This is a genomic window from Cytobacillus sp. BC1816 (genome assembly GCF_051353635.1).
GTDB classification, from domain to species: Bacteria; Bacillota; Bacilli; order Bacillales; family Cytobacillaceae; genus Cytobacillus; species Cytobacillus oceanisediminis_C.
The window spans coordinates 1,258,764-1,277,325 of record NZ_CP195611.1 but is presented as its reverse complement, the minus strand read 5'-3'; the positions used below and the strand labels follow the sequence as shown (position 1 = coordinate 1,277,325).

At 41.0% G+C, this 18,562-nt stretch carries 21 protein-coding genes; 9 read left to right on the top strand and 12 right to left on the bottom strand.

Translation table 11 applies throughout. The annotated features are described in order from the left end of the window. Window positions 1–112 precede the first annotated feature (112 nt). The 4 genes from ACR42H_RS06820 to ACR42H_RS06805 are packed head-to-tail and all read left to right on the top strand — an operon-like array spanning window position 113 to window position 5,129. Complete coding sequence (locus ACR42H_RS06820; protein ID WP_436375225.1) at window positions 113–1,528, top strand: YheC/YheD family protein; 1,416 nt, start codon at window positions 113–115, stop codon at window positions 1,526–1,528. Further along, a complete protein-coding gene (locus ACR42H_RS06815; RefSeq protein WP_436375223.1) occupies window positions 1,488–2,591 on the top strand; it encodes a YheC/YheD family protein in 1,104 nt (367 codons plus the stop codon). The genes ACR42H_RS06820 and ACR42H_RS06815 overlap by 41 nt, the downstream gene beginning before the upstream one ends. Further along, on the top strand, window positions 2,569–3,933 hold the full coding sequence (locus ACR42H_RS06810; protein ID WP_436375221.1) for a YheC/YheD family protein: 1,365 nt from the start codon (window positions 2,569–2,571) through the stop codon (window positions 3,931–3,933). The genes ACR42H_RS06815 and ACR42H_RS06810 overlap by 23 nt, the downstream gene beginning before the upstream one ends. After that, entirely contained in the window at window positions 3,930–5,129 is a 1,200-nt protein-coding gene (locus tag ACR42H_RS06805) for a YheC/YheD family protein (protein WP_436375219.1), read from the top strand. The genes ACR42H_RS06810 and ACR42H_RS06805 overlap by 4 nt, the downstream gene beginning before the upstream one ends. Before the next feature lie 58 nt (window positions 5,130–5,187). On the opposite strand, the gene ACR42H_RS06800 is transcribed toward ACR42H_RS06805, so the two are convergent. Continuing rightward, a complete protein-coding gene (locus tag ACR42H_RS06800; protein ID WP_166672517.1) occupies window positions 5,188–5,361 on the bottom strand; it encodes a hypothetical protein in 174 nt (57 codons plus the stop codon). Window positions 5,362–5,457: 96 nt separating this feature from the next. On the opposite strand from ACR42H_RS06800, the gene ACR42H_RS06795 reads away from it, so the two are divergent. Both ACR42H_RS06795 and ACR42H_RS06790 read left to right on the top strand, forming a co-directional pair. After that, window positions 5,458–5,664: a YheE family protein gene (locus ACR42H_RS06795; RefSeq protein ID WP_436375217.1), complete on the top strand. Its 207-nt coding sequence runs from the start codon at window positions 5,458–5,460 to the stop codon at window positions 5,662–5,664. A 90-nt stretch (window positions 5,665–5,754) separates the two neighbouring features. Beyond that, window positions 5,755–5,940 (top strand): hypothetical protein, encoded by a 186-nt coding sequence (locus ACR42H_RS06790; protein WP_436375215.1) that lies wholly within the window; start codon window positions 5,755–5,757, stop codon window positions 5,938–5,940. 115 nt (window positions 5,941–6,055) lie between these two features. Here the strand turns inward: ACR42H_RS06790 and ACR42H_RS06785 are convergent, their stop codons facing one another. Further along, window positions 6,056–6,316 (bottom strand): metal-sensitive transcriptional regulator, encoded by a 261-nt coding sequence (locus ACR42H_RS06785; protein WP_436375213.1) that lies wholly within the window; start codon window positions 6,314–6,316, stop codon window positions 6,056–6,058. A gap of 128 nt (window positions 6,317–6,444) precedes the next feature. On the opposite strand from ACR42H_RS06785, the gene ACR42H_RS06780 reads away from it, so the two are divergent. After that, window positions 6,445–7,338: a PucR family transcriptional regulator gene (locus ACR42H_RS06780; RefSeq protein WP_113883470.1), complete on the top strand. Its 894-nt coding sequence runs from the start codon at window positions 6,445–6,447 to the stop codon at window positions 7,336–7,338. Between the two features lie 113 nt (window positions 7,339–7,451). Continuing rightward, entirely contained in the window at window positions 7,452–8,561 is a 1,110-nt protein-coding gene (locus ACR42H_RS06775) for an ABC transporter ATP-binding protein (protein ID WP_113883471.1), read from the top strand. Between the two features lie 108 nt (window positions 8,562–8,669). Here the strand turns inward: ACR42H_RS06775 and ACR42H_RS06770 are convergent, their stop codons facing one another. Further along, window positions 8,670–8,822 (bottom strand): hypothetical protein, encoded by a 153-nt coding sequence (locus ACR42H_RS06770; protein WP_436375211.1) that lies wholly within the window; start codon window positions 8,820–8,822, stop codon window positions 8,670–8,672. 384 nt (window positions 8,823–9,206) lie between these two features. On the opposite strand from ACR42H_RS06770, the gene ACR42H_RS06765 reads away from it, so the two are divergent. Next, window positions 9,207–9,425: a small, acid-soluble spore protein, alpha/beta type gene (locus tag ACR42H_RS06765; RefSeq protein ID WP_436375209.1), complete on the top strand. Its 219-nt coding sequence runs from the start codon at window positions 9,207–9,209 to the stop codon at window positions 9,423–9,425. Window positions 9,426–9,492: 67 nt separating this feature from the next. Here ACR42H_RS06765 and fumC read toward each other — a convergent pair whose 3' ends face one another. From fumC to sigY, 9 genes are all read right to left on the bottom strand, one after another. After that, window positions 9,493–10,875, bottom strand: coding sequence for a class II fumarate hydratase (gene fumC, locus ACR42H_RS06760; protein WP_113883473.1), 1,383 nt, complete (start codon window positions 10,873–10,875; stop codon window positions 9,493–9,495). Between the two features lie 456 nt (window positions 10,876–11,331). Then, entirely contained in the window at window positions 11,332–13,344 is a 2,013-nt protein-coding gene (locus ACR42H_RS06755; protein WP_113883474.1) for an ABC transporter ATP-binding protein, read from the bottom strand. After that, complete coding sequence (locus ACR42H_RS06750; RefSeq protein WP_436375206.1) at window positions 13,341–15,098, bottom strand: ABC transporter ATP-binding protein; 1,758 nt, start codon at window positions 15,096–15,098, stop codon at window positions 13,341–13,343. The genes ACR42H_RS06755 and ACR42H_RS06750 overlap by 4 nt, the downstream gene beginning before the upstream one ends. 628 nt (window positions 15,099–15,726) lie before the next feature. Beyond that, window positions 15,727–16,515, bottom strand: coding sequence for an alpha/beta fold hydrolase (locus tag ACR42H_RS06745; protein ID WP_113883476.1), 789 nt, complete (start codon window positions 16,513–16,515; stop codon window positions 15,727–15,729). 381 nt (window positions 16,516–16,896) lie between these two features. Next, complete coding sequence (locus ACR42H_RS06740) at window positions 16,897–17,214, bottom strand: YbjQ family protein (protein WP_019381404.1); 318 nt, start codon at window positions 17,212–17,214, stop codon at window positions 16,897–16,899. Next, a complete protein-coding gene (locus ACR42H_RS06735; RefSeq protein ID WP_019381403.1) occupies window positions 17,195–17,398 on the bottom strand; it encodes a hypothetical protein in 204 nt (67 codons plus the stop codon). Before ACR42H_RS06735 ends, ACR42H_RS06740 begins: the two co-directional genes overlap by 20 nt. A 15-nt stretch (window positions 17,399–17,413) precedes the next feature. After that, window positions 17,414–17,614 (bottom strand): sigma-Y antisigma factor component, encoded by a 201-nt coding sequence (locus tag ACR42H_RS06730; protein ID WP_113883478.1) that lies wholly within the window; start codon window positions 17,612–17,614, stop codon window positions 17,414–17,416. Beyond that, window positions 17,611–17,961 carry a YxlC family protein gene (locus tag ACR42H_RS06725; RefSeq protein WP_436375204.1) on the bottom strand — a complete coding sequence of 117 codons (351 nt, stop codon included), beginning with the start codon at window positions 17,959–17,961 and terminating at the stop codon, window positions 17,611–17,613. The genes ACR42H_RS06730 and ACR42H_RS06725 overlap by 4 nt, the downstream gene beginning before the upstream one ends. Then, a complete protein-coding gene (sigY, locus tag ACR42H_RS06720; protein WP_436375202.1) occupies window positions 17,915–18,478 on the bottom strand; it encodes an RNA polymerase sigma factor SigY in 564 nt (187 codons plus the stop codon). Before sigY ends, ACR42H_RS06725 begins: the two co-directional genes overlap by 47 nt. Window positions 18,479–18,562: the final 84 nt, after the last annotated feature.

Here is an 18,562-nt window from a genome sequence, read left to right as displayed (position 1 = left end):
TCAATGGGAGTTTTGCACTTCCTGCCGCAGGTTAAAATCAGCAATCAATTTGTATACAGCATGCGGATTTTTAGAAAAGGCTCAAATAAAGATTAACAAATGAGGAATGATCATGTCAGTTTCTTTATTGCCTATTACGATTGTTCCGGTAAAAATGTTTCAGGAAAATCAATTTCGCATTCAAATTAGCCACTCTCTCGTGCATTACTGGAATATTGATTTGCAAATGCCCCATTTGCTGCAAATCGGCAAGCACACCATTCAGATAACCATTGAAGGAGCAAACATTACGAAAGATGAGCTTGGTTTCAGTGAGCCGCTTCTACAGGAATGCTGCTTGCCAATTGAAGATCTCCATTTTGTTGCCAGTTACTCCCGAAAGGACCTTACTATTACTGCCGGACCGATTATAGGGCTGATGACAGATTTCAATGATAATGGCGAAGAGCCTGACTTTCGCTCTATTCATTCATTTTGCGAAGAATTGCATGAAGTTGTTTCAAATATGGGGGGATATTTTTATGTGTTTCACTTTAGGGATTTTATTAAAGGCAGTCTGCAAGGATACTGCCTTCAGGATAGAAAATGGATAAAACATCCGGTTCCTTTGCCGAGTGTAATCTATAACCGGATTCACTCCCGAATGCTTGAAGCAAGTACCGCTTTTCAATCATTTAAAAACAACCTTATAAAATTTAATATCCCAGTGTTTAATGACCGTTTTCTATCAAAAAAGGAAGTTCATAACCTGCTCTTTTCTGAGGATCATATGCAGCCATATCTGCCTGATACGGCCATAGGAGATGAACAAACCATTATAGATATGCTGGCCAGACACAGACTATTATTCCTAAAGCCCATTCACGGCAGCCAGGGCCGGAATATTATCAGGCTGAGTTTAAACGGCGAAGAAATAATGGCAGAACTATCGACCGGAAACGGCAGGGAGAATACAATCACTTTCAAAAATTATACCCGCTTTGTACAGTGGTTCCAGCAATACCAAAAGAAAACCATTTTTCTGGCACAGCAGGCCATCCCTCTGCAAACCTTTAAAAACAGGCAACTTGATTTCCGTGTGCTCTGCCACAAAAATTTTCAGGATATCTGGAAAGCCACTTCTGCAGTCGCTAGGATTTCTGCTGAGCAGCAATTTGTTTCAAACATTGCCAGAGGCGGGGAAATCATGAAACCTCTAAGAATTTTCTCGATGCTGTCTGATCAGAAAACAGCGGTTCAGCAGCTGGCCTTATTGAAGGAGCTTGCAGTTGAAACAGCAACGATCATCAGCCAGAAATGCGAAGGGTTTGTCGGAGAACTCGGAATTGATATTGGTTTAGATACAAATGGAAAACTATGGATCATCGAAGTGAATTCTAAGCCCTCCAAAAATTTCGAAGACAAAGAAAAAAGAGTAAGACCCTCAGCCAAGGCACTGATCGAATATGCAACGGCTTTATCATTCATCCATAAAGGAGGATTACAGCATGCTTTCATTCGGAATCATGACATTGAACAAACGGAGTGAACAGCCATATTTTATGGAGTTGGCCAGAAGAGCTAATGAATATAACATTAACTGCTTCCGGTTTGTGCCTTCAGAGATCAATCCTATTACAGAAAGAATTACAGGTGATTTCTATAACCCTGCTTCAGGCGGATGGGAGCCAGCAGAATTTACAGCGCCCGAAATCCTTTATGATCGCTGTTTTTACGGAAATGATTCCCACTCAAAACAATGCATGTCCATCGTAAATTGGCTCAAGGCAAGAAATGACATCCAATTCCTTGGCTACGGCTTGCCTAATAAGCTTGAATTGTATGAAATCCTCTCCTGCACAAATATTTCACCCTATTTGCTAAAAACAGAACCCTATACTGACGCTGACCGGTTCTTAGACAGCCTCCTGCCTGATCATCCCCTCATCTTAAAACCAGCTAGCGGTTCACAGGGGCACGGAATCTATTATATTGAGAAAACTGGCAAAAACATTCTTGTTAAAACTGATAAAAAAAATGCTCAGGTTTCCCACAGCTTTGAAAGCGCTGAAAAAGCAGCAGGCTGGCTTAATAACCTGACCGCAAAACGGCGGTACCTCTTCCAGCCATATGTGAATCTATCGAGCAAGGAAGAAAAGCCCTTTGATATAAGGATTTTGCTTCAAAAGGACAGGAATGGCACCTGGAGGGAGCTGGGCCGGGGCATTCGGGCAGGCAGAAATGGCGGCATCGTGTCCAATTTAAGCACGGGCGGCAGCAATATTTCTTTCGAGGACTGGATTACTGAATACCCATCTTCATTGAGGAGTTTTCTTTGCGATGAGCTTTATGACATTATCGATACACTCCCCGTTGCGCTTGAACGAAAGCTTCCTCCGCTATTTGAAATGGGAATTGATATTGGAGTGGAAAACAACGGCTCCATTTGGATTTTGGATATTAACTCAAAACCAGGCAGAAAAACCATCCTGAACAGCCAGCCTGAAAAGAAGGAAGAATTATATACTGCTCCCCTTCACTATGCTAAGTTCCTGGCAGCCGATAAGGAATTGGAAAGGAGAACGAATCATGAGAAAACAATATCAAATTGAAATTTCCAATTCTGCCTCCAAAACAGTTTATATTCCTAATGAGCTTAACCTTCATACTCATTTGACGAAACTGGCTTTTGGCACACATTCGACAGATGCCGTTTTCTTACTTCAGAAAACAAAGAAAAACTCCATCATTATAAGTAAAGATATGGCAGATGCGCTGCATTTCCCTGATCTCAAAATTCCTTTGCATGCCTTTGCCAATAAGGGGACACTGTACCTCGGCCCCCTTGTAGGAATCTTCACATCAGGATTTACCTCTTTTCCTTTAAGACCAGTCGGGGATCGGACTCTGTTTTTTGCCAAATTGCTTTCTGTCAAAAAAACGGTTGGAGCAATTCCGTATTTGTTCGGTGACCAGCATATCAACTGGGAACAAGGAACAATCAGGGGGCTTTTTTATCATGAGGAAGGATGGGAAACGTTTGAAGTGCCTTTTCCGAATGTTGTATATGATCGGCTTCCCAATAGAAAAAGCGAAAGAAGGAACGAACTTAAAGAAGTACGGGACCGCCTGCAGAAAGACTATTTAATTCCCTGGTATAATCCTGGTTTCTTTAATAAATTGGATGTTTATGAAAGACTGCAGAACGATGATGATATTAGTCACTACCTGCCAGAAACCCACCCTTTTTCTTCATTTTCTGTCATAGAAAGAATGCTCGCTGATTATGGGCATGTTTTCCTAAAACCGATTAATGGAAGCCTGGGGCTTGGGATTCATCAAATTATTTATGATAAAAAGGATGGGCATTATTATTGCCGATATAGAGTTCGGGATGAAAACCGTTTGAGAAAGTTTAACAGTCTGGAAAACCTGATGGGGAATATTTTTGCAGGACGGAGTTTAAGCCGGATGCTTGTTCAGCAGGGAATCCGCTTGCTCCGCCATGAACAGAGGACAATTGATTTCAGGATTCATACGAATAAAGATGAAAATGGGGAATGGAATGTAACAGCTTCAGCTGCAAAAATGGCGGGGCCCGGCAGTGTTACAACCCATGTTAAAAGCGGCGGTGAAATCAAAACCCTGGAAGAATTGTTTGAATCCGATGCTGAAAAAGCAGAAGCAGTGGAAAAGTTGAGTAAGGCGGCATTAAAAATCAGCAAAGCCCTGGAACGGAACATGGAAGGAATCATTGGTGAAATCGGCTTTGACTTTGGCTTGGACCGAAATGGCCATGTGTGGCTTTTCGAAGCAAACTCGAAGCCTGGCAGATCTATATTTAAACACCCTCAGCTCCGGGAGTTCGACTTTCTTACCCGCAAGCTTTCGCTTGCATTTGCAGTCTTCCTTGCCGAAGCATCCATTATGAAACCCCAGGAAATAATCAGATGAGGATTTATTATAACTGGGCCAGCAGGAAATGGTTCAGCAGCACCAGCTGTACACTGGGAAGGGATCCTCATCCTCTAAGCACCATTGGGCCGAAGGCGGAACTAAATTCGATTTCCTTTTCATTGTCAATGCAAAACGATAATGCAGGACCGGTGATAGGCATTCTGACCGGAAAAGGAAAGGACCAGTCTATCGCAGGCAATGGCCCTTTATTTAAGTCACTGCAGAAAAACTTACTTCAGCAAAATGGGGTTTCCTATGTATTTACGGCAGACGACCTGAGGGAGAATTCAGTGAATGGCTATATTTATTTTCCCCAGCAGGATAAATGGATTGAGGCAAAATGCCCTCTTCCGCATCTTGTCTACAACAGGGTGCCTTTCCGGAAAATTGAAAAAACTGAAGCCTTTCATAAAGCGAGCCGTTTTTTTAAGGAGCATAATATTCCATTTTTCAACCCGGGTTTTCTGGACAAATTGGAAGTTTTCCAGCTATTTAAGGACCATCCCCCGTTGCAGGAGTATATTCCTGCAACCATTCTTGTCTCCAGTCCAAAAGAGCTTAAGGATTTTATCCGCAAATATAATAATATCTACTTAAAGCCCGCAAACGGGTCCAAGGGCAAAGGGATTTACCATTTAAGCCAGCTGGGAAATGGAATACGATTGAACGGCCTGCACAATTCATTCAGTTTCACTGATTATGAAAATTTCTGGAACCAATGGGGTATTCTTCTGACGAATAAATCTTATTTAGCACAAAAAGCGATCAGCCCTGCCTTAAAGGAAGGCAAGCGATTTGATTTTAGAATTCTGGCCCATTTCAGAGAAGGCAACTATTCTGTTACAGGGATTGGCATCAGGCAGTCTAAGAAACAGGATATTACAACACACATACCGAATGGCGGGGAAATGATTCCATATGAAAGTGTCCGTACGAAAGAACATGATGAGTTTATTCATACTGCAGCAGCTGAGGCAGGAAAGCTCCTTGAGAAGATGAAAGGTTTTTATGGGGAATACTCTATTGATGCAGGATTATCTGACCAGGGCACTTATGTGATTTATGAAATAAATTCCAAACCCATGAGTTTTGATGAAGTTTGGATAGAAGAAAAAAGAATTGAAGAACTGACCCGCTTATTTTTCTCGCTGGCGGGCTTCTCTCACACCAATAAAAATAGCCGTACACCATAGTGTGCACGGCTATTTTTATGCGATTTTTTACAAGTTCCATCCAAAACCGCAAAAGGAATTAATAAGTCGTTACAGGGCTTTTCGCTGTCTTCATTTTATCTTTTTTAGAGGCACTTCCGGCGAATGACTTAAACTGGTCTTTAAGCTTTTGGCGTGCCTCCGTGTTTCTCATTAAATAAGCTGCTCCAAGTGCCATGGCTGACATCATAAATTTATTGTTTCTTTTCATCATCTTTGCCTCCTTTTAATGTTAAAATGTTTCTACATCTATTCCATTCCCCTTTTCAGGAACATTAAACGGGATATTACAACATCTGGAGGAATCCTAATGCTGACACACTTTCAGTTCAAACCTTTATATGAAAATAAACAATTGCCGGGATGGACATTTTCTTTTTACTTTAAAAAGCAAAAAATGACTGGCATCTATCATCCTGACGGTAAAATTGAATGGACATCCGGAGACCCTGCTGGTCAGGAGGATGTCCTGAAATCCCAAATCCATGAATTAATGTTATTTCATGTGTATGAATGAGAAAAAAGTTAGAGGATCCATGCATGACCCTAAGGTTCTTTTGGAAAAATAATCCCGCCAGGATATTTCATTTAAAGGAGCGATTCAAACATGGATAAGAAACGCCAGGTCTCAGAGGACGTGAACTATGAAGGCAGGGACAAAGCTTATATGGATATAGACAGAATCATAAACGAAGGTCTTTCTGGAGGCTCCGTTCATGGACGCGGTGATAATGTTAATATTGAACAGGCTAGGGAACTGCATGAGGAAGAACCTCCAGATGAAGCAGAATAATATTAAGAGGCACCTTAATTCAGGTGCCTCTTATAAAGATTAAACTGTAATAATTTTGAATTAGACAACTGTCTAGCTCCAGGCGCCGATAAGCGGGCACCTGAAGCTTTTCTAATCATCTGCTTTTTACAATCATATTCACTGCTTCCTGGATTGCAATCTCCGCATTTTTGCCTTCGTCAGCAGCTTCCCGAATACATGTCTCCAGATTTTTAGCTACAATATATCCCATTGCACGGTCAACTGCAGAACGGACAGCAGATAATTGTGTTACAACATCCTTGCAGTGTTTTTCTTCTTCCATCATTCGGATAACACCCCGCACCTGCCCTTCCAGCCTCTTCAAGCGGTTTTTCATTTCCGGTGTATATTCCATGAGTCTCCCCCCTTACACTCTCAATTTACTTTATAGAAACAATCACAGATTAAGTTAATTTTTTCAATTAAATTATAACTGCTATAATATAAGAAACACAAAAATTTATCAAACTAAAGGGTAATGATATGTTAAAAAAATTACATGACCAATATCCGGGCTCTCTGCTTGAAAATGAAAAACCTGATTTTAGCTTTTACTCTGATATGTACTGGCTTCATCATGAAGATTCAGGTCAATGGCTTGGCATCCCATCTCAAGAGGTATCTTCAGACGGTCTGATGCTCTTAAAAACTTTATTTGAATTCCATGACTGCTCCATACACCATGCTCCCGCTTCTCAGGCCTGGTTTCAATACCTATTTTCCAATGGAGAATTTCCATCATTAGCAAAAGATGTTCCGTACAGGCTTATTCAATTTAAGATGTCTGAAGGAGATTGGATACGCGAGGATATGGAAGCTGCTTTTAAAGGTTTTTTTGAAAAGGACATTATGATTTTATGGAACGGGCCAGCTGGAGGAGTCATTGTTGAGGAAGCTAACGCCCCTCTTGCCGAAGAAGAATTCATTGCTATTTCCAATGCTTTTGAAAGCGATTTTTTTGTAAAAACAGCCTTTTACATCGGCATTCCGAACAGGCTGGATGCACATTTGCGCAATTATTTTAAAGAAGAACAGCGTTTTTTTGAGCAAGCCTCCTCTTTGCTTCCAGCCGAAAAGGTGCTGAAATACGAAACGCTGTTTCCATCTCTTGTCACCGGAAGTCTGGATGCAACTTTAAAAAACAGCCTGCTTTCACGCCTTTCTTTACTCCAAGAAGACCCAGAACTTCTGCACACCATAAAAATTTTTTTACAGAATAGCTCCAACGTTTCATTAACTGCGAAAAAATTGTATGTCCACCGCAATACGCTGCAATACAGGCTGGATAAATTCACAGATAAAACCGGCATTCAATTAAAAGATTTCAACAGTGCCCTGACTGTTTATTTAGCTTGTTTGCTTGTTGAACAGAAATGATTGAGCACATTGCATAAAAACGCTTTCAGCTTTTTTGTGCAGTTTGGCCATATGGGAAAACCCAAATATCCATTAAACTGTTATTAAGAAAAGAATATTGGGAGGTTACCCTGATGGCAGAATTAAAACTCGATAATATTTATAAAGTTTATGACAATAAAGTAACGGCAGTAGAGGATTTTAACCTTCATATACAGGATAAAGAATTTATCGTATTTGTCGGTCCTTCCGGCTGCGGTAAATCAACAACTCTCCGTATGATTGCAGGCCTTGAGGAAATTTCAAAAGGCGACTTCTATATCGATGAAAAGCGTGTCAACGATGTCCCTCCAAAAGATCGTGATATTGCAATGGTTTTCCAGAACTATGCACTTTATCCGCATATGTCTGTGTATGATAACATGGCTTTCGGCCTTAAGCTTCGTAAATTTCCCAAAGACGAAATCGACCGCCGTGTAAAGGAAGCTGCTAAAATTCTTGGTCTGGAGCCTTATCTTGACCGCAAACCTAAAGCACTGTCAGGCGGTCAGCGGCAGCGTGTAGCCTTGGGCCGTGCGATTGTCCGTGATGCAAAGGTATTCCTGATGGACGAACCTTTATCAAATCTTGATGCAAAGCTGCGTGTTCAAATGCGTGCAGAAATTGCCAAACTTCATCAGCGTCTTCAAACTACAACCATCTATGTAACCCATGACCAGACAGAGGCCATGACAATGGCTACCCGCCTGGTTGTTATGAAAGATGGAGTAATCCAGCAGGTTGGCGCACCGAAAGAAGTTTATGAGAAGCCTGAAAACGTATTTGTAGGCGGATTTATTGGTTCACCTGCCATGAACTTCTTTAACGGAAGGCTTGAAGACGGAAAGTTTGTCATTGGCAAAACCCAGATTGCCGTCCCAGAGGGTAAAATGAAGGTTCTTCGTGATCAAGGTTATACTGGCAAAGACATTGTCCTTGGCATTCGCCCAGAAGACATTCATGATGAGCCAGTATTTATTGATGCTTCTGCCGGTTCTAAAATCAATGCCCGCATTGACGTTTCAGAACTGACTGGTGCTGAAACAATGATTTACTCAAGCATCGAAGGACAGGATTTTGTTGCACGCGTGGATTCCCGCACAGATATTAAGCCAGGCCAAAACCTTGAGCTTGCTTTCGATATGAATAAAGCGCATTTCTTTGATGCAAACTCCGAAAGAAGAATTCGCTCTGAAAAAGAATAATATTGAAGCCCCGTCGATGACGGGGTTTTTTAATACTGCCTGGCTCCAGCGCCTGCCCCTTCGAGGTCACAAACTTGTCTAATTGCGGCTCAGCTTTTCTTTTCCATTCTATTCTTTTATAAACTTTACTGAATCCTGACCGCATGATGGACACTTGAGCAAATGCGGACATTCTTCCCTTTGATAATCCTGGGGATAGCCATCTTCCATTTTCATCTGGTCGATTGGCATATAGGCACTGTAATCATCGTAAAAATCCATTACTCTTCCACTGTCCTCCATACTGCTTCCACAGGAGCTGCAGGTTGCGTCCAGTTTCTCAAACCCGTTGCAGACAGGGCATATCGCCATTTCCAATCCTCTCACTTTCGTTAACTTAGCTGATATTTAATATGGTTTGTTTTTTTAAGCTTCGTTATGTAAAACTCCTAATCAGAAAGTCTTTTCAGGAAAAAATTCCCGATTTGCTAAAAGAATAAACTTTTATAAATCAAACATAATAGAGAGTAACAAAGCGGCATCAAGCACCAGCAAAATAAACGATGGGTTACGCCAGGCAGTGGAGCAGGACATAATCCTTGCGCTGGTGCAATTCCAGCTAACCCAACCAAAAAACCAACACTTATATTTCGAGGAGGAAATCACATGAACAACCAATCATCTAGCAGAAGCAATTCCTCAAACCAATTACTAGTACCAGGAGTAGCACAAGCACTTGATCAAATGAAGTACGAAATCGCTACTGAATTTGGTGTAAACCTTGGTGCAGAAACAACTTCTCGCGCTAACGGATCTGTTGGCGGAGAAATCACAAAACGCCTTGTACAAATGGCTGAACAACAGCTTGGCGGCGGTTCTTTATAATAAAGCAAGATAACAATTGAATAAATTGGCTTTGGCCCTCCTTTCTGAAAGGAGGGCCATTTAATATTTAGATCATTTTTTCGGGTACAACCCAATTCTCATATTGTTCTTCAGTAATATAGCCTGTTTTTAATGCTGCTTCTTTCAATGTTGAATTCTCACTGAATGCGAGTTTTGCTATTTCCGCTGCTTTTTCATAGCCGATATGCGGATTAAGTGCCGTTACAAGCATTAGCGACCTCTCAACATGGCCATTAATCACTTCTTTATTAGCTTCCAGTCCCATCATGCAATTTTCATTGAAAGAGGCCATTCCATCTGCAAGAATTCTGATGCTTTGAAGAAGATTATAGATAATAACAGGCTTGAACACATTCAATTCGAAATTCCCCTGACTGGCAGCAAATCCAATCGAGGCATCATTTCCAAAGACCTGGCAAACCACCATCGTAAGGGCTTCACTCTGTGTCGGATTTACTTTGCCAGGCATGATTGAACTGCCAGGTTCATTTGCTGGTATCGACAATTCCCCAATTCCGCTGCGCGGCCCGCTCGCGAGCCAGCGGACATCATTCGCGATTTTCATTAAATCTGCCGCAAGCCCCTTCAATGTGCCATGAACATGGACAATTTCATTATGGCTGGTCAGGGCCTGAAATTTATTCTCAGAAGATCTGAATGAATAGCCTGTAAGTCTGGATATTTCGTTTGCCATTTCAGATCCAAATGACTTATCTGCATTAATGCCTGTACCCACTGCTGTACCGCCAATGGCTAAGTCAAGCAGGTACTGCTTTGCATCCGTCAGCATTTTTTCGTTCTTTTCAAGCATTGCACGCCAGCCGCTGATCTCCTGGCCCAATGTAAGGGGAGTTGCATCCTGTAAATGGGTCCTGCCTATTTTCACGATTGTATTAAAGGCCCCCTCTTTCAATTTGACTGTGTTTATTAAATCCTTTAATGATGGAAGCAGTTTTTCTTCCATCTCGGTATAGCCCGCGATATGCATGGCAGTCGGAAATGTATCATTCGAGCTTTGAGACATATTGACATCATCATTTGGATGAACTTTAATTTCTTGCTGACCCTTCTTTTCCAGGAATTCGTTTGCTTTTTTCGCCACAACCTCATTTACATTCATATTTGATTGTGTGCCACTCCCTGTCTGCCAGACAGCCAGCGGAAAATGATTGTCAAACTTATGATCAAGAATTTCATCACAGGCCCTTGTGATGGCATCCTTTTTGTCATCAGACAGTTTCCCAAGTTTATTGTTGACCACTGCAGCTGAACGCTTTACCTTTGCAAAAGCATAAATTACTTCCATCGGCATTTTTTCAATGCCGATTTTAAAATTATCCTTGCTCCGCTGCGTTTGGGCTCCCCAATATTTATCCGCAGGCACCTTTACTTCTCCAAGTGTATCCTTTTCAATTCTGAAATCAGCCAAATTTCATACCTCCTTAAATTAACACTATGATTCATATTTATTCTTTTCCCTTATTTCCAAACTTTAATGATAAAAATTGGAATTAAAAAACTGCCGGCGGTAAAGCCGGCAGCTATGCTTTCACAATAGTATATCCTATGAAGTATCCAAGTACCATAATGCTTGCTATCACCAAAGTAATAGAAAATTCCTCCATATGAATCTCCCCCAGATATGTTTAAGATAATATCAAAGTACCATGAATTGACTGATCAGAAATTCTTTGCGCAGTACTATTTTGTGTCCGAAAAGTGAAATTTTATTGAACAAAATGTTTGTGTAAATTATTGGGGATGCGATTCGCGGATAAAACAAAAGATTTCAAGGATGAATTTAATTTTCCTCGGATATGCTCATCATATCAATGTAAAGAAACCTAAAAACCTAAAGAAGAAAGCGCCTTCCGGCGCTTCCCTGCTATCCTGCAAGTGTTGATCCTTGCTGGAGCTGATACATTTGGTAATATTTACCCTTTTTCTCCATTAATTCAACATGGTTGCCTTTTTCAACTATTCTGCCTCTATCCAGAACGAGGATTTGATCAGCATTTCGGATCGTCGACAGACGATGGGCGATAATAAAAGTGGTTCTCCCTCTTTTCAGCACATCCATGGCTTCCTGGATAATCAATTCTGTCTCAGTATCGATGCTTGATGTTGCTTCATCGAGTATCAGGATAGCCGGGTCAAAGGCAAGGGCACGCGCAAAGGAAATGAGCTGCCTCTGCCCGCTGGAGAGCGTGCTTCCTTTCTCAATAACCGGCTCATCGAAACCTTTTTCAAGATGCTGAAAAATCTTATCTGCACCAACATCCTTCAGAGCTTTCTCCACTTTGTCACGCGTTATTTCGGGATCATCAAGACTGACATTGGAAGCAATGGTCCCTGTAAACAAAAAAGGATCCTGCAGGACGATGCCCATATGTTTGCGGAGCTCCTGCCTTGGAATTTGTTTTATATCACTTCCGTCGATCATAATTTTTCCTTCCTGGCAATCATAAAAACGGAAGAGAAGATTCATGATTGAACTTTTCCCTGATCCGGTATGGCCTACCAGCGCAACTGTCTCTCCGTGCTTTGCTTCAAAATTTAGATCCTTCAGCACATATTCCTTCTCTTTATAGCCAAAGTGCACATGTTCGAATGTCACATCCCCTTTATAGCGGGATATTTTATTATCACTAATATCAATGCCCTTTTCATCAAGCAATTTGAAGACTCTTTCACCGGCAACAAGTGCCTGCTCCAGATTGGCCAATTGATTAACAATACCCTGCACCGGCTGAAACAGGCGGTTAATGTAGTCTACAAATGCATAAAGCATTCCGAGTGAAATGACAGATGATACATTTAGCGATTCTCCCCCGAAATACCAAATAAATGCAACAAAGACCACGTTTCTCAGCACTGCCACCAAATTATGTGAGGTCAGTGAATTCAGGCTCAAAAGTTTATTCTGGAAGGTAAAATGCTCTATATTCAGCTTTTCAAAATCCTTTTGTGTATCTTTTTCGCGGCCAAACGCCTGGATGATATTCATTCCCTGAATCGATTCGTTCACCATGCCATTAATATCACTCACCCTGGAACGGATTACATGATTGTATTTCGATGCAAACTTACGGTACACAATTGCCCATACATATAAAATCGGGAGCAGGATTAAACAGAATGCAGCAAGCTTGGCATCTAAAATAAATAAAGCGATATAAATACCTGAGATATATATGGCACTTGTAAAAAAGGTTGCCAGTACTGTCACATAAAGCTCACGTATGGCTTCTGTATCATTAGTTATACGGGCAACTACCTTGCCTGCCGGCAGATTGTCAAAGTAACTGATCGGCAGTCTTTGAATCTGCCCAAAGACATCCTCTCTCATTTGCTGAATGATCCTATTTGCCGACTTTTGCAGAAAAAACCGCTGGCCGTACTGAAAAAATGAAGCGATGACCAGCAATCCAAAGTAAAAGGCCAAAAGCTGAACAATCTTAGGAATCTCAGGTGAATAAAAAAGCATCAATTCTTCACCAGTCAAAGCCTTCCCTTCATATGTTTCGGTTTGGCCGCTTTTTTCAATAAGCAATTTGCCATCTTTATAGGTTCGCTCTCCATCAAAAGCAATGTCACCGCTCATAAAGACGAATTGGCTTCCTGCCTGCAAGATTCGGGCCTGATCTATTTTCTGCTCACCCTGATCAAGGTTTTTCTCTCTTTTATAAAAATGACCATCATATTCTACAGCACCTTCTCCGCCCTCTGTCTGATACCAGACTGATTCTATGCCAAGGATATGGTCATCGATCATTTTCTTCGCTATGAAAGGCCCCGCCAGGTCTGCCGCTACAGCTATCGTAAGCATAAGCAATGCAGCAATAATCGTTTTTTTATAATGAAGTGCGTACCGGATTAAACGCTTCCCAGTGGTCATGAAAGCACCTCCTCTTCCTCAGAGACTTGAGTTTGCTGCCTCAAAAATTGTTCCTTGTACCATCCATCCGCAGTCATTAAGTTCTCATGAGTGCCTTCTTCTGCAATTCCTCCTTCATCAAGGACGATAATATGATCAGCGTGCTGGACGGCTGACATCCTGTGGGTTGTAATTATTGTAGTTTTACCCTTGCGCTCAGTCCGGATATTATCAATGATCTTTTTCTCCGTTTTGGCATCAACGGCTGAAAGTGAGTCATCAAGGATCAGAATTTCCGGATCCTTCACTAGTGCACGTGCAATGGAAATCCGCTGTTTTTGTCCTCCTGATAAGGCCACTCCCTTTTCACCGACCATTGTTTCAAGCCCTTCAGGCAACAGTTCAAGGTCTTTGCGGAATGCTGCCAAATCAATTGCTTTTTGCATGTCTGCTACAGTCGCTTCCTCTTTTCCAAAAAGGATGTTTTCCCGGACAGTTCTGGAGAAAAGAACATGATCCTGTGGAACGTAACCGATCCATCCCCTCGTTCTTTCAAGCTCCTGCTCTTCAATTGGAACATCTGCAATTGCAAGCATCCCGGTGCCTGATGGGTATTCTCTTAATAGCTGCTTTATGAAAGTGGTCTTCCCGCTTCCTGTTTTCCCTACAACCCCCAGCGTTTCCCCTCGCTTGATATGCAGCTTAATCCCTTTGAGATTAGCCATTTTTGAGGAAGGATATTGGAAATGAACATCACTAAAGGTAACACTGGCAGGGGTTTCAACGATAGACGGAGTTTCAGGATTCTTTATATCCTGCTTAGCGGACAATGTTTCCTGTACCCGATCAAGGGAGGCATTTCCCCTTTGCATAACATTAATTAATTCTCCGATAGCGAACATCGGCCAAATCAGCATACCCAAATACACATTAAATGACACGAGCTGGCCCAGGGTGATGGTTTGATGGAAAACAAGATAAGCACCGTAACCAAGTCCTATAAGATAGCTTAAGCCCACAATCACTTTTATGGTTGGCTCAAATAGAGAATCAATTTTGGCCACTTCAATATTTTTGTTGTATACATCTTCAGTAAGTTCATGGAAACGCTGCTGATCCGCTCTTTCCTGCACATAAGCCCGCACTACCCTGACTCCCGAAACGGATTCAAGAACTCTGTCATTGAGTTCTCCGAAGGCATCCTGTGCACTCATAAACCGTGTATGAATTTTCTTTCCGTAAATCTTTATCAGATAAGCCATGATAGGCAGAGGCAATATTGCTGCAAAGGTTAGTTTCCAGCTAACCAAAAATCCCATTGTAAATAATATCGTCAGCATAAATACGCTGGAATCCACCAGTGTCAATACTCCAAATCCGGCTGTAACCGATATAGCTTTCAAATCATTTGTAGCCCTGGCCATTAAATCACCAGTCCGGTTTTTCTCAAAAAATGTTGGGGTCATTTTCAATAGGTGTCCCATAAACTGTGAACGCAGTTTTCTTTCTACCAAAAATGCCCCTCCGAAGAGCTGATACATCCAAATATACGTAATTCCATAGGAAACAATTGTGATAATAGCCAATAAACCAAGGTACTCTATTATTTTAGCACTGCTCATTTCACCCAGATGAATATCATCAATTGCCATTCCTACAAGCCTTGGAGGCATTACATCAAGGATTCCGACAATGATTAGCAGAGTAATGGCAATTGTGTACCTTTTCCAGTTTTCTTTAAAAAACCAGCTTAATTTTCCCAGTATCGAAAACAACGTTCTCTCCCCTTTCCCGCATGAAGCTCAAGTATTAATCACGAGCTTTCATACATAAACAGCCGCAAATCCATAACTAGCCTCCATCCAGATCCTCCGGCAAAATTGTCTTTCTTTTCATTCTGAAAGCATTCATAAAATTACCCTCCTTTTTGTATTGCTGCCGAAACAGCCGCTTATAAAAGCTTAAATATATGGAAACAGGCTGAACCTGCAATTCCTTTTGCTACTTTTGTATTATCGGACAAAAAAAGACATACCGCGGCATGCGATATGTCTTAAATAGACAAAAGAGCCCACGTCACAAAATGTAACCTGTGCTCCTTCAAAATGTACAGGCAGATCCTGTTTACATTTTTATATGCTTTAAAGAAGAGGTTACAAATTTTCTTTTTTCTGTTGTTTTTTGTTGATGATGAATTAAGATCATTTTGTAACCCTCCTTTTCATTTTTTTCCATATTGGTAAGATTATCACCGCTCTCACCAAAAGTCAATCCGCCTTTTTCCTATTCTTAAAAATTTTCTGTCATCTGCTCGTTTAAAAAATTTAAAACCTCGAGAACTGTCTAGCGCAAGCAGCCTCCCCCCTCGAGGTGTCGGGGGTGGACAAGACGCTTCCGCTATTCTTATGATGCCAATCTTCTTTTCTGCCTCCTGATGAAATCGATGGTTATCTGGTTAAAGGCATCAGGCTTATCAATATTGCATACATGTCCTGCACCTGTAATGACTTTGACTGTAGCTGTTTTCGCTTTCTGGGCAATGATCTTTACAGACTTAATAAACAAATGGTCTTCCTGCCCCATAATGAAAAGGGTAGGAATGTGGGATATGCTTGACTGGATTTTTCCAAGGTACGGATTGACTGACTTTGTTAAGGACAGCCAGTTGATGAATTCCTTTTGGCACATTTTTGCTGCCTGTCTTACGAAGGCATGTCTTGATTCAAGATGATTTCTTTTTGGCATGATAATCCAGGCGAAAAGCTGATAAAGAAGCATATACGGCAGCATATACTTAGTTAAATTGGCAATGGCTATTAAAAATCTTGTACGCCAGTTCAATTCTGTTATGGCTCCGCCCAAAATCATGGAAGCCACTCTTTCCGGATGATCCTGCGCAATTGTCTGGATCACTATTGTTCCCAGCGAGATACCTACAAAATGGGACTCGGTGATCTGAAGATGATCAAGCACCTCAACTATTTCCAGAGATACTTCCGAAAAATGATCTCCTTCTTCCCAGGTGCCTCTTCCAGATTGACCATGTCCCCGCAAATCTACCAGCAGAACATTGAAATGCTTTTTGTACTCTCTCATTTGTTTGTACCAAATTGCAGAACTGCCCCCTGCACCATGAACAAAGGTAACCCATGGCAATGATTCATCTTTTACATACGTACGGTAATATAGCATATAAACTCCAATCCACATTCAAGTGTCATTTTCATAGTGTTGTTTTTAAAGCTATTTTCTTATAGATTGTATTTTGCCTATAAATTCAGCCCATTCATCTCCACTGCGGGCACTTGCTTTCCGAGGAAAGGAACAGAGCTCCTCGGTATATTAAACTAAGTTAAAAAAACTAAAAAAGCCTTATTTAAAAGAAGTTTCACTCTATTGTAAAGGATTTCAATGTAAATTGCTTTTAAAATCACAAAAAATTCACTAGTTTCCTTTCAAGTATTTTCTGCCAAATATTCACCTGCAAATCTTTCCCTATTTATCACAAAAAGAAACCAGTCATATCTATCAAAATAAAAAAACCAGCTAAAGTGTCAGCTGGTTTTTCTCCTGTTATTCTTCAATTATAGCTGCGGTTCCGTATGCAATGATCTCTGCAGCATTCTGCATAACAGCTGATGTCTGCAGACGCATTCCAATGATTGCATTGGCCCCTTTTGCTTTTGCATCTTCAACCATTCTGCCTATGGCCTTCTGTCTTGCTTCATCCATCATTTCAGTATATTCGCCAATTTCTCCACCTACAATTGTTTTCAATCCTGCTAGAATATCTTTTCCTATATGTTTTGTCTGTACTGTACTCCCTCTTACAAAACCTTTAATTTCTTTAATCTCTTTCCCAGGTACCGCATCAGTAGTCACGATAATCATTTTGCTCTTCCTCCTCTTTTTCTTTTTTTCTTTCAGCTATCAGTACAATAAATATCGCAAAAATCATTAAAGCATATAAGATATAAAACATAATCGCTGCCTTAATATTGATGAACAGCATGGCTATTCCAAGCAGCTGGCCTCCTGTGGCTGTAAGCAGCAGCATCTGTTTTAACTTTTTCATCCTTCCATCCCTCAATTAGTCTTTTTTCTGCCAAATCTTTCTGACGAAAATCAAGTAAAACAGCGTCGGCATTGGCGCCTGAATTAAACCGATAATTCCCCATAGCCAATAATTGTGGCCATTCTTTCTTGCATCCAGGAATAGGAAGGTACTCTGTGCAATTAAGATGATCCCCACAGCAATCAGCAAAGGGAGGGAAATTTCTTCGCTGCTCATGTGCCATTCACCTGCTTAACAAAGCTGACTGTACTATAAGCCATAATAAAAACAGTAACAATTCCCTGCAGAATAAAAAATACAGCTGGAACCTGATACAGCATGAATAATAAAGAAGTTACAATGAGGAGAGCCGCTACAGTAAAAATAGCTAAGTCCCTGATCAAATTCCTTTTCATCGACTGTTTTTGCTCCGCAACTAAGTTTTCAAAAAATTGCAGATCAGGTGTATAAACCGGGACATTTTCTTCCAGCGATTCCAATCCGTCTTCTATCTTCTTTACAGCAGCCAGATAATTTTCATCTTGATGATCGTGTTCGAGCTGCAGCACTTTCCTGTTCGCCATGAAGCTTCAACTCCTCCCTTACAGACATGATTCCATTGTGCACTCTTGATTTGACAGTGCCTGAAGATATCTTCATCATTTCTCCTATTTCCTCATATGAGTAGCCATAATAATGTTTAAGAACGATAGGTATCCTTATCTCGTCTTTTAATTTCCCCAATGCAGATAAGGCATCATTCCATTCTTCATTTCGGCTTTCAAGATGCCATTTCATGCGTCGGGATACTTCTTCCTCTGCTTTCCATTTACTCTCTCTTTTCGACTTTCGCTTCTGATCAATATACAAATTGGTCGCAATGGAAATCAGCCAGGAAGAAAATTTCGATTTGCCATTGAAGAGGCCAATTTTTTCAACACATTTGGCCATTGTTTCCTGGGCAAGCTCTTCAGCTTCATCAGGATTCATGGTGATTTTGATTAAGTATTTAACCAGAAAGGAATAGTTATTTTTAAAAAGCATGGCAAAAGCGAGCTGATCTCCTCGTTTGGCGTTTATTATAAGGTCTTTCTCCTCCATCAGCTTCTGTTCCTCTCTTCCCTATCATCCCATTGTTACCTATTTATTTCACTCATAAGACGCTCAAGAGATGAAAACGTTCAT

Excerpts from the sequence above, each read along its gene's own strand:
- ACR42H_RS06815 (WP_436375223.1), top strand. The coding sequence starts at position 1,488 with ATGCTTTCATTCGGAATCATGACATTGAACAAACGGAGTGAACAGCCA.
- ACR42H_RS06730 (WP_113883478.1), bottom strand. The coding sequence starts at position 17,614 with ATGAGCAGCGAAGAAATTTCCCTCCCTTTGCTGATTGCTGTGGGGATC.
- ACR42H_RS06745 (WP_113883476.1), bottom strand. The coding sequence starts at position 16,515 with ATGCTATATTACCGTACGTATGTAAAAGATGAATCATTGCCATGGGTT.
- ACR42H_RS06810 (WP_436375221.1), top strand. The coding sequence starts at position 2,569 with ATGAGAAAACAATATCAAATTGAAATTTCCAATTCTGCCTCCAAAACA.
- ACR42H_RS06740 (WP_019381404.1), bottom strand. The coding sequence starts at position 17,214 with ATGATTATCGTGACTACTGATGCGGTACCTGGGAAAGAGATTAAAGAA.
- ACR42H_RS06725 (WP_436375204.1), bottom strand. The coding sequence starts at position 17,961 with ATGGCGAACAGGAAAGTGCTGCAGCTCGAACACGATCATCAAGATGAA.
- ACR42H_RS06805 (WP_436375219.1), top strand. The coding sequence starts at position 3,930 with ATGAGGATTTATTATAACTGGGCCAGCAGGAAATGGTTCAGCAGCACC.
- ACR42H_RS06795 (WP_436375217.1), top strand. The coding sequence starts at position 5,458 with ATGCTGACACACTTTCAGTTCAAACCTTTATATGAAAATAAACAATTG.
- ACR42H_RS06775 (WP_113883471.1), top strand. The coding sequence starts at position 7,452 with ATGGCAGAATTAAAACTCGATAATATTTATAAAGTTTATGACAATAAA.
- ACR42H_RS06780 (WP_113883470.1), top strand. The coding sequence starts at position 6,445 with ATGTTAAAAAAATTACATGACCAATATCCGGGCTCTCTGCTTGAAAAT.
- ACR42H_RS06785 (WP_436375213.1), bottom strand. The coding sequence starts at position 6,316 with ATGGAATATACACCGGAAATGAAAAACCGCTTGAAGAGGCTGGAAGGG.
- ACR42H_RS06755 (WP_113883474.1), bottom strand. The coding sequence starts at position 13,344 with ATGACCACTGGGAAGCGTTTAATCCGGTACGCACTTCATTATAAAAAA.
- ACR42H_RS06770 (WP_436375211.1), bottom strand. The coding sequence starts at position 8,822 with ATGGATTTTTACGATGATTACAGTGCCTATATGCCAATCGACCAGATG.
- ACR42H_RS06765 (WP_436375209.1), top strand. The coding sequence starts at position 9,207 with ATGAACAACCAATCATCTAGCAGAAGCAATTCCTCAAACCAATTACTA.
- ACR42H_RS06790 (WP_436375215.1), top strand. The coding sequence starts at position 5,755 with ATGGATAAGAAACGCCAGGTCTCAGAGGACGTGAACTATGAAGGCAGG.
- sigY (WP_436375202.1), bottom strand. The coding sequence starts at position 18,478 with ATGGAGGAGAAAGACCTTATAATAAACGCCAAACGAGGAGATCAGCTC.
- ACR42H_RS06820 (WP_436375225.1), top strand. The coding sequence starts at position 113 with ATGTCAGTTTCTTTATTGCCTATTACGATTGTTCCGGTAAAAATGTTT.
- ACR42H_RS06800 (WP_166672517.1), bottom strand. The coding sequence starts at position 5,361 with ATGATGAAAAGAAACAATAAATTTATGATGTCAGCCATGGCACTTGGA.
- ACR42H_RS06735 (WP_019381403.1), bottom strand. The coding sequence starts at position 17,398 with ATGAAAAAGTTAAAACAGATGCTGCTGCTTACAGCCACAGGAGGCCAG.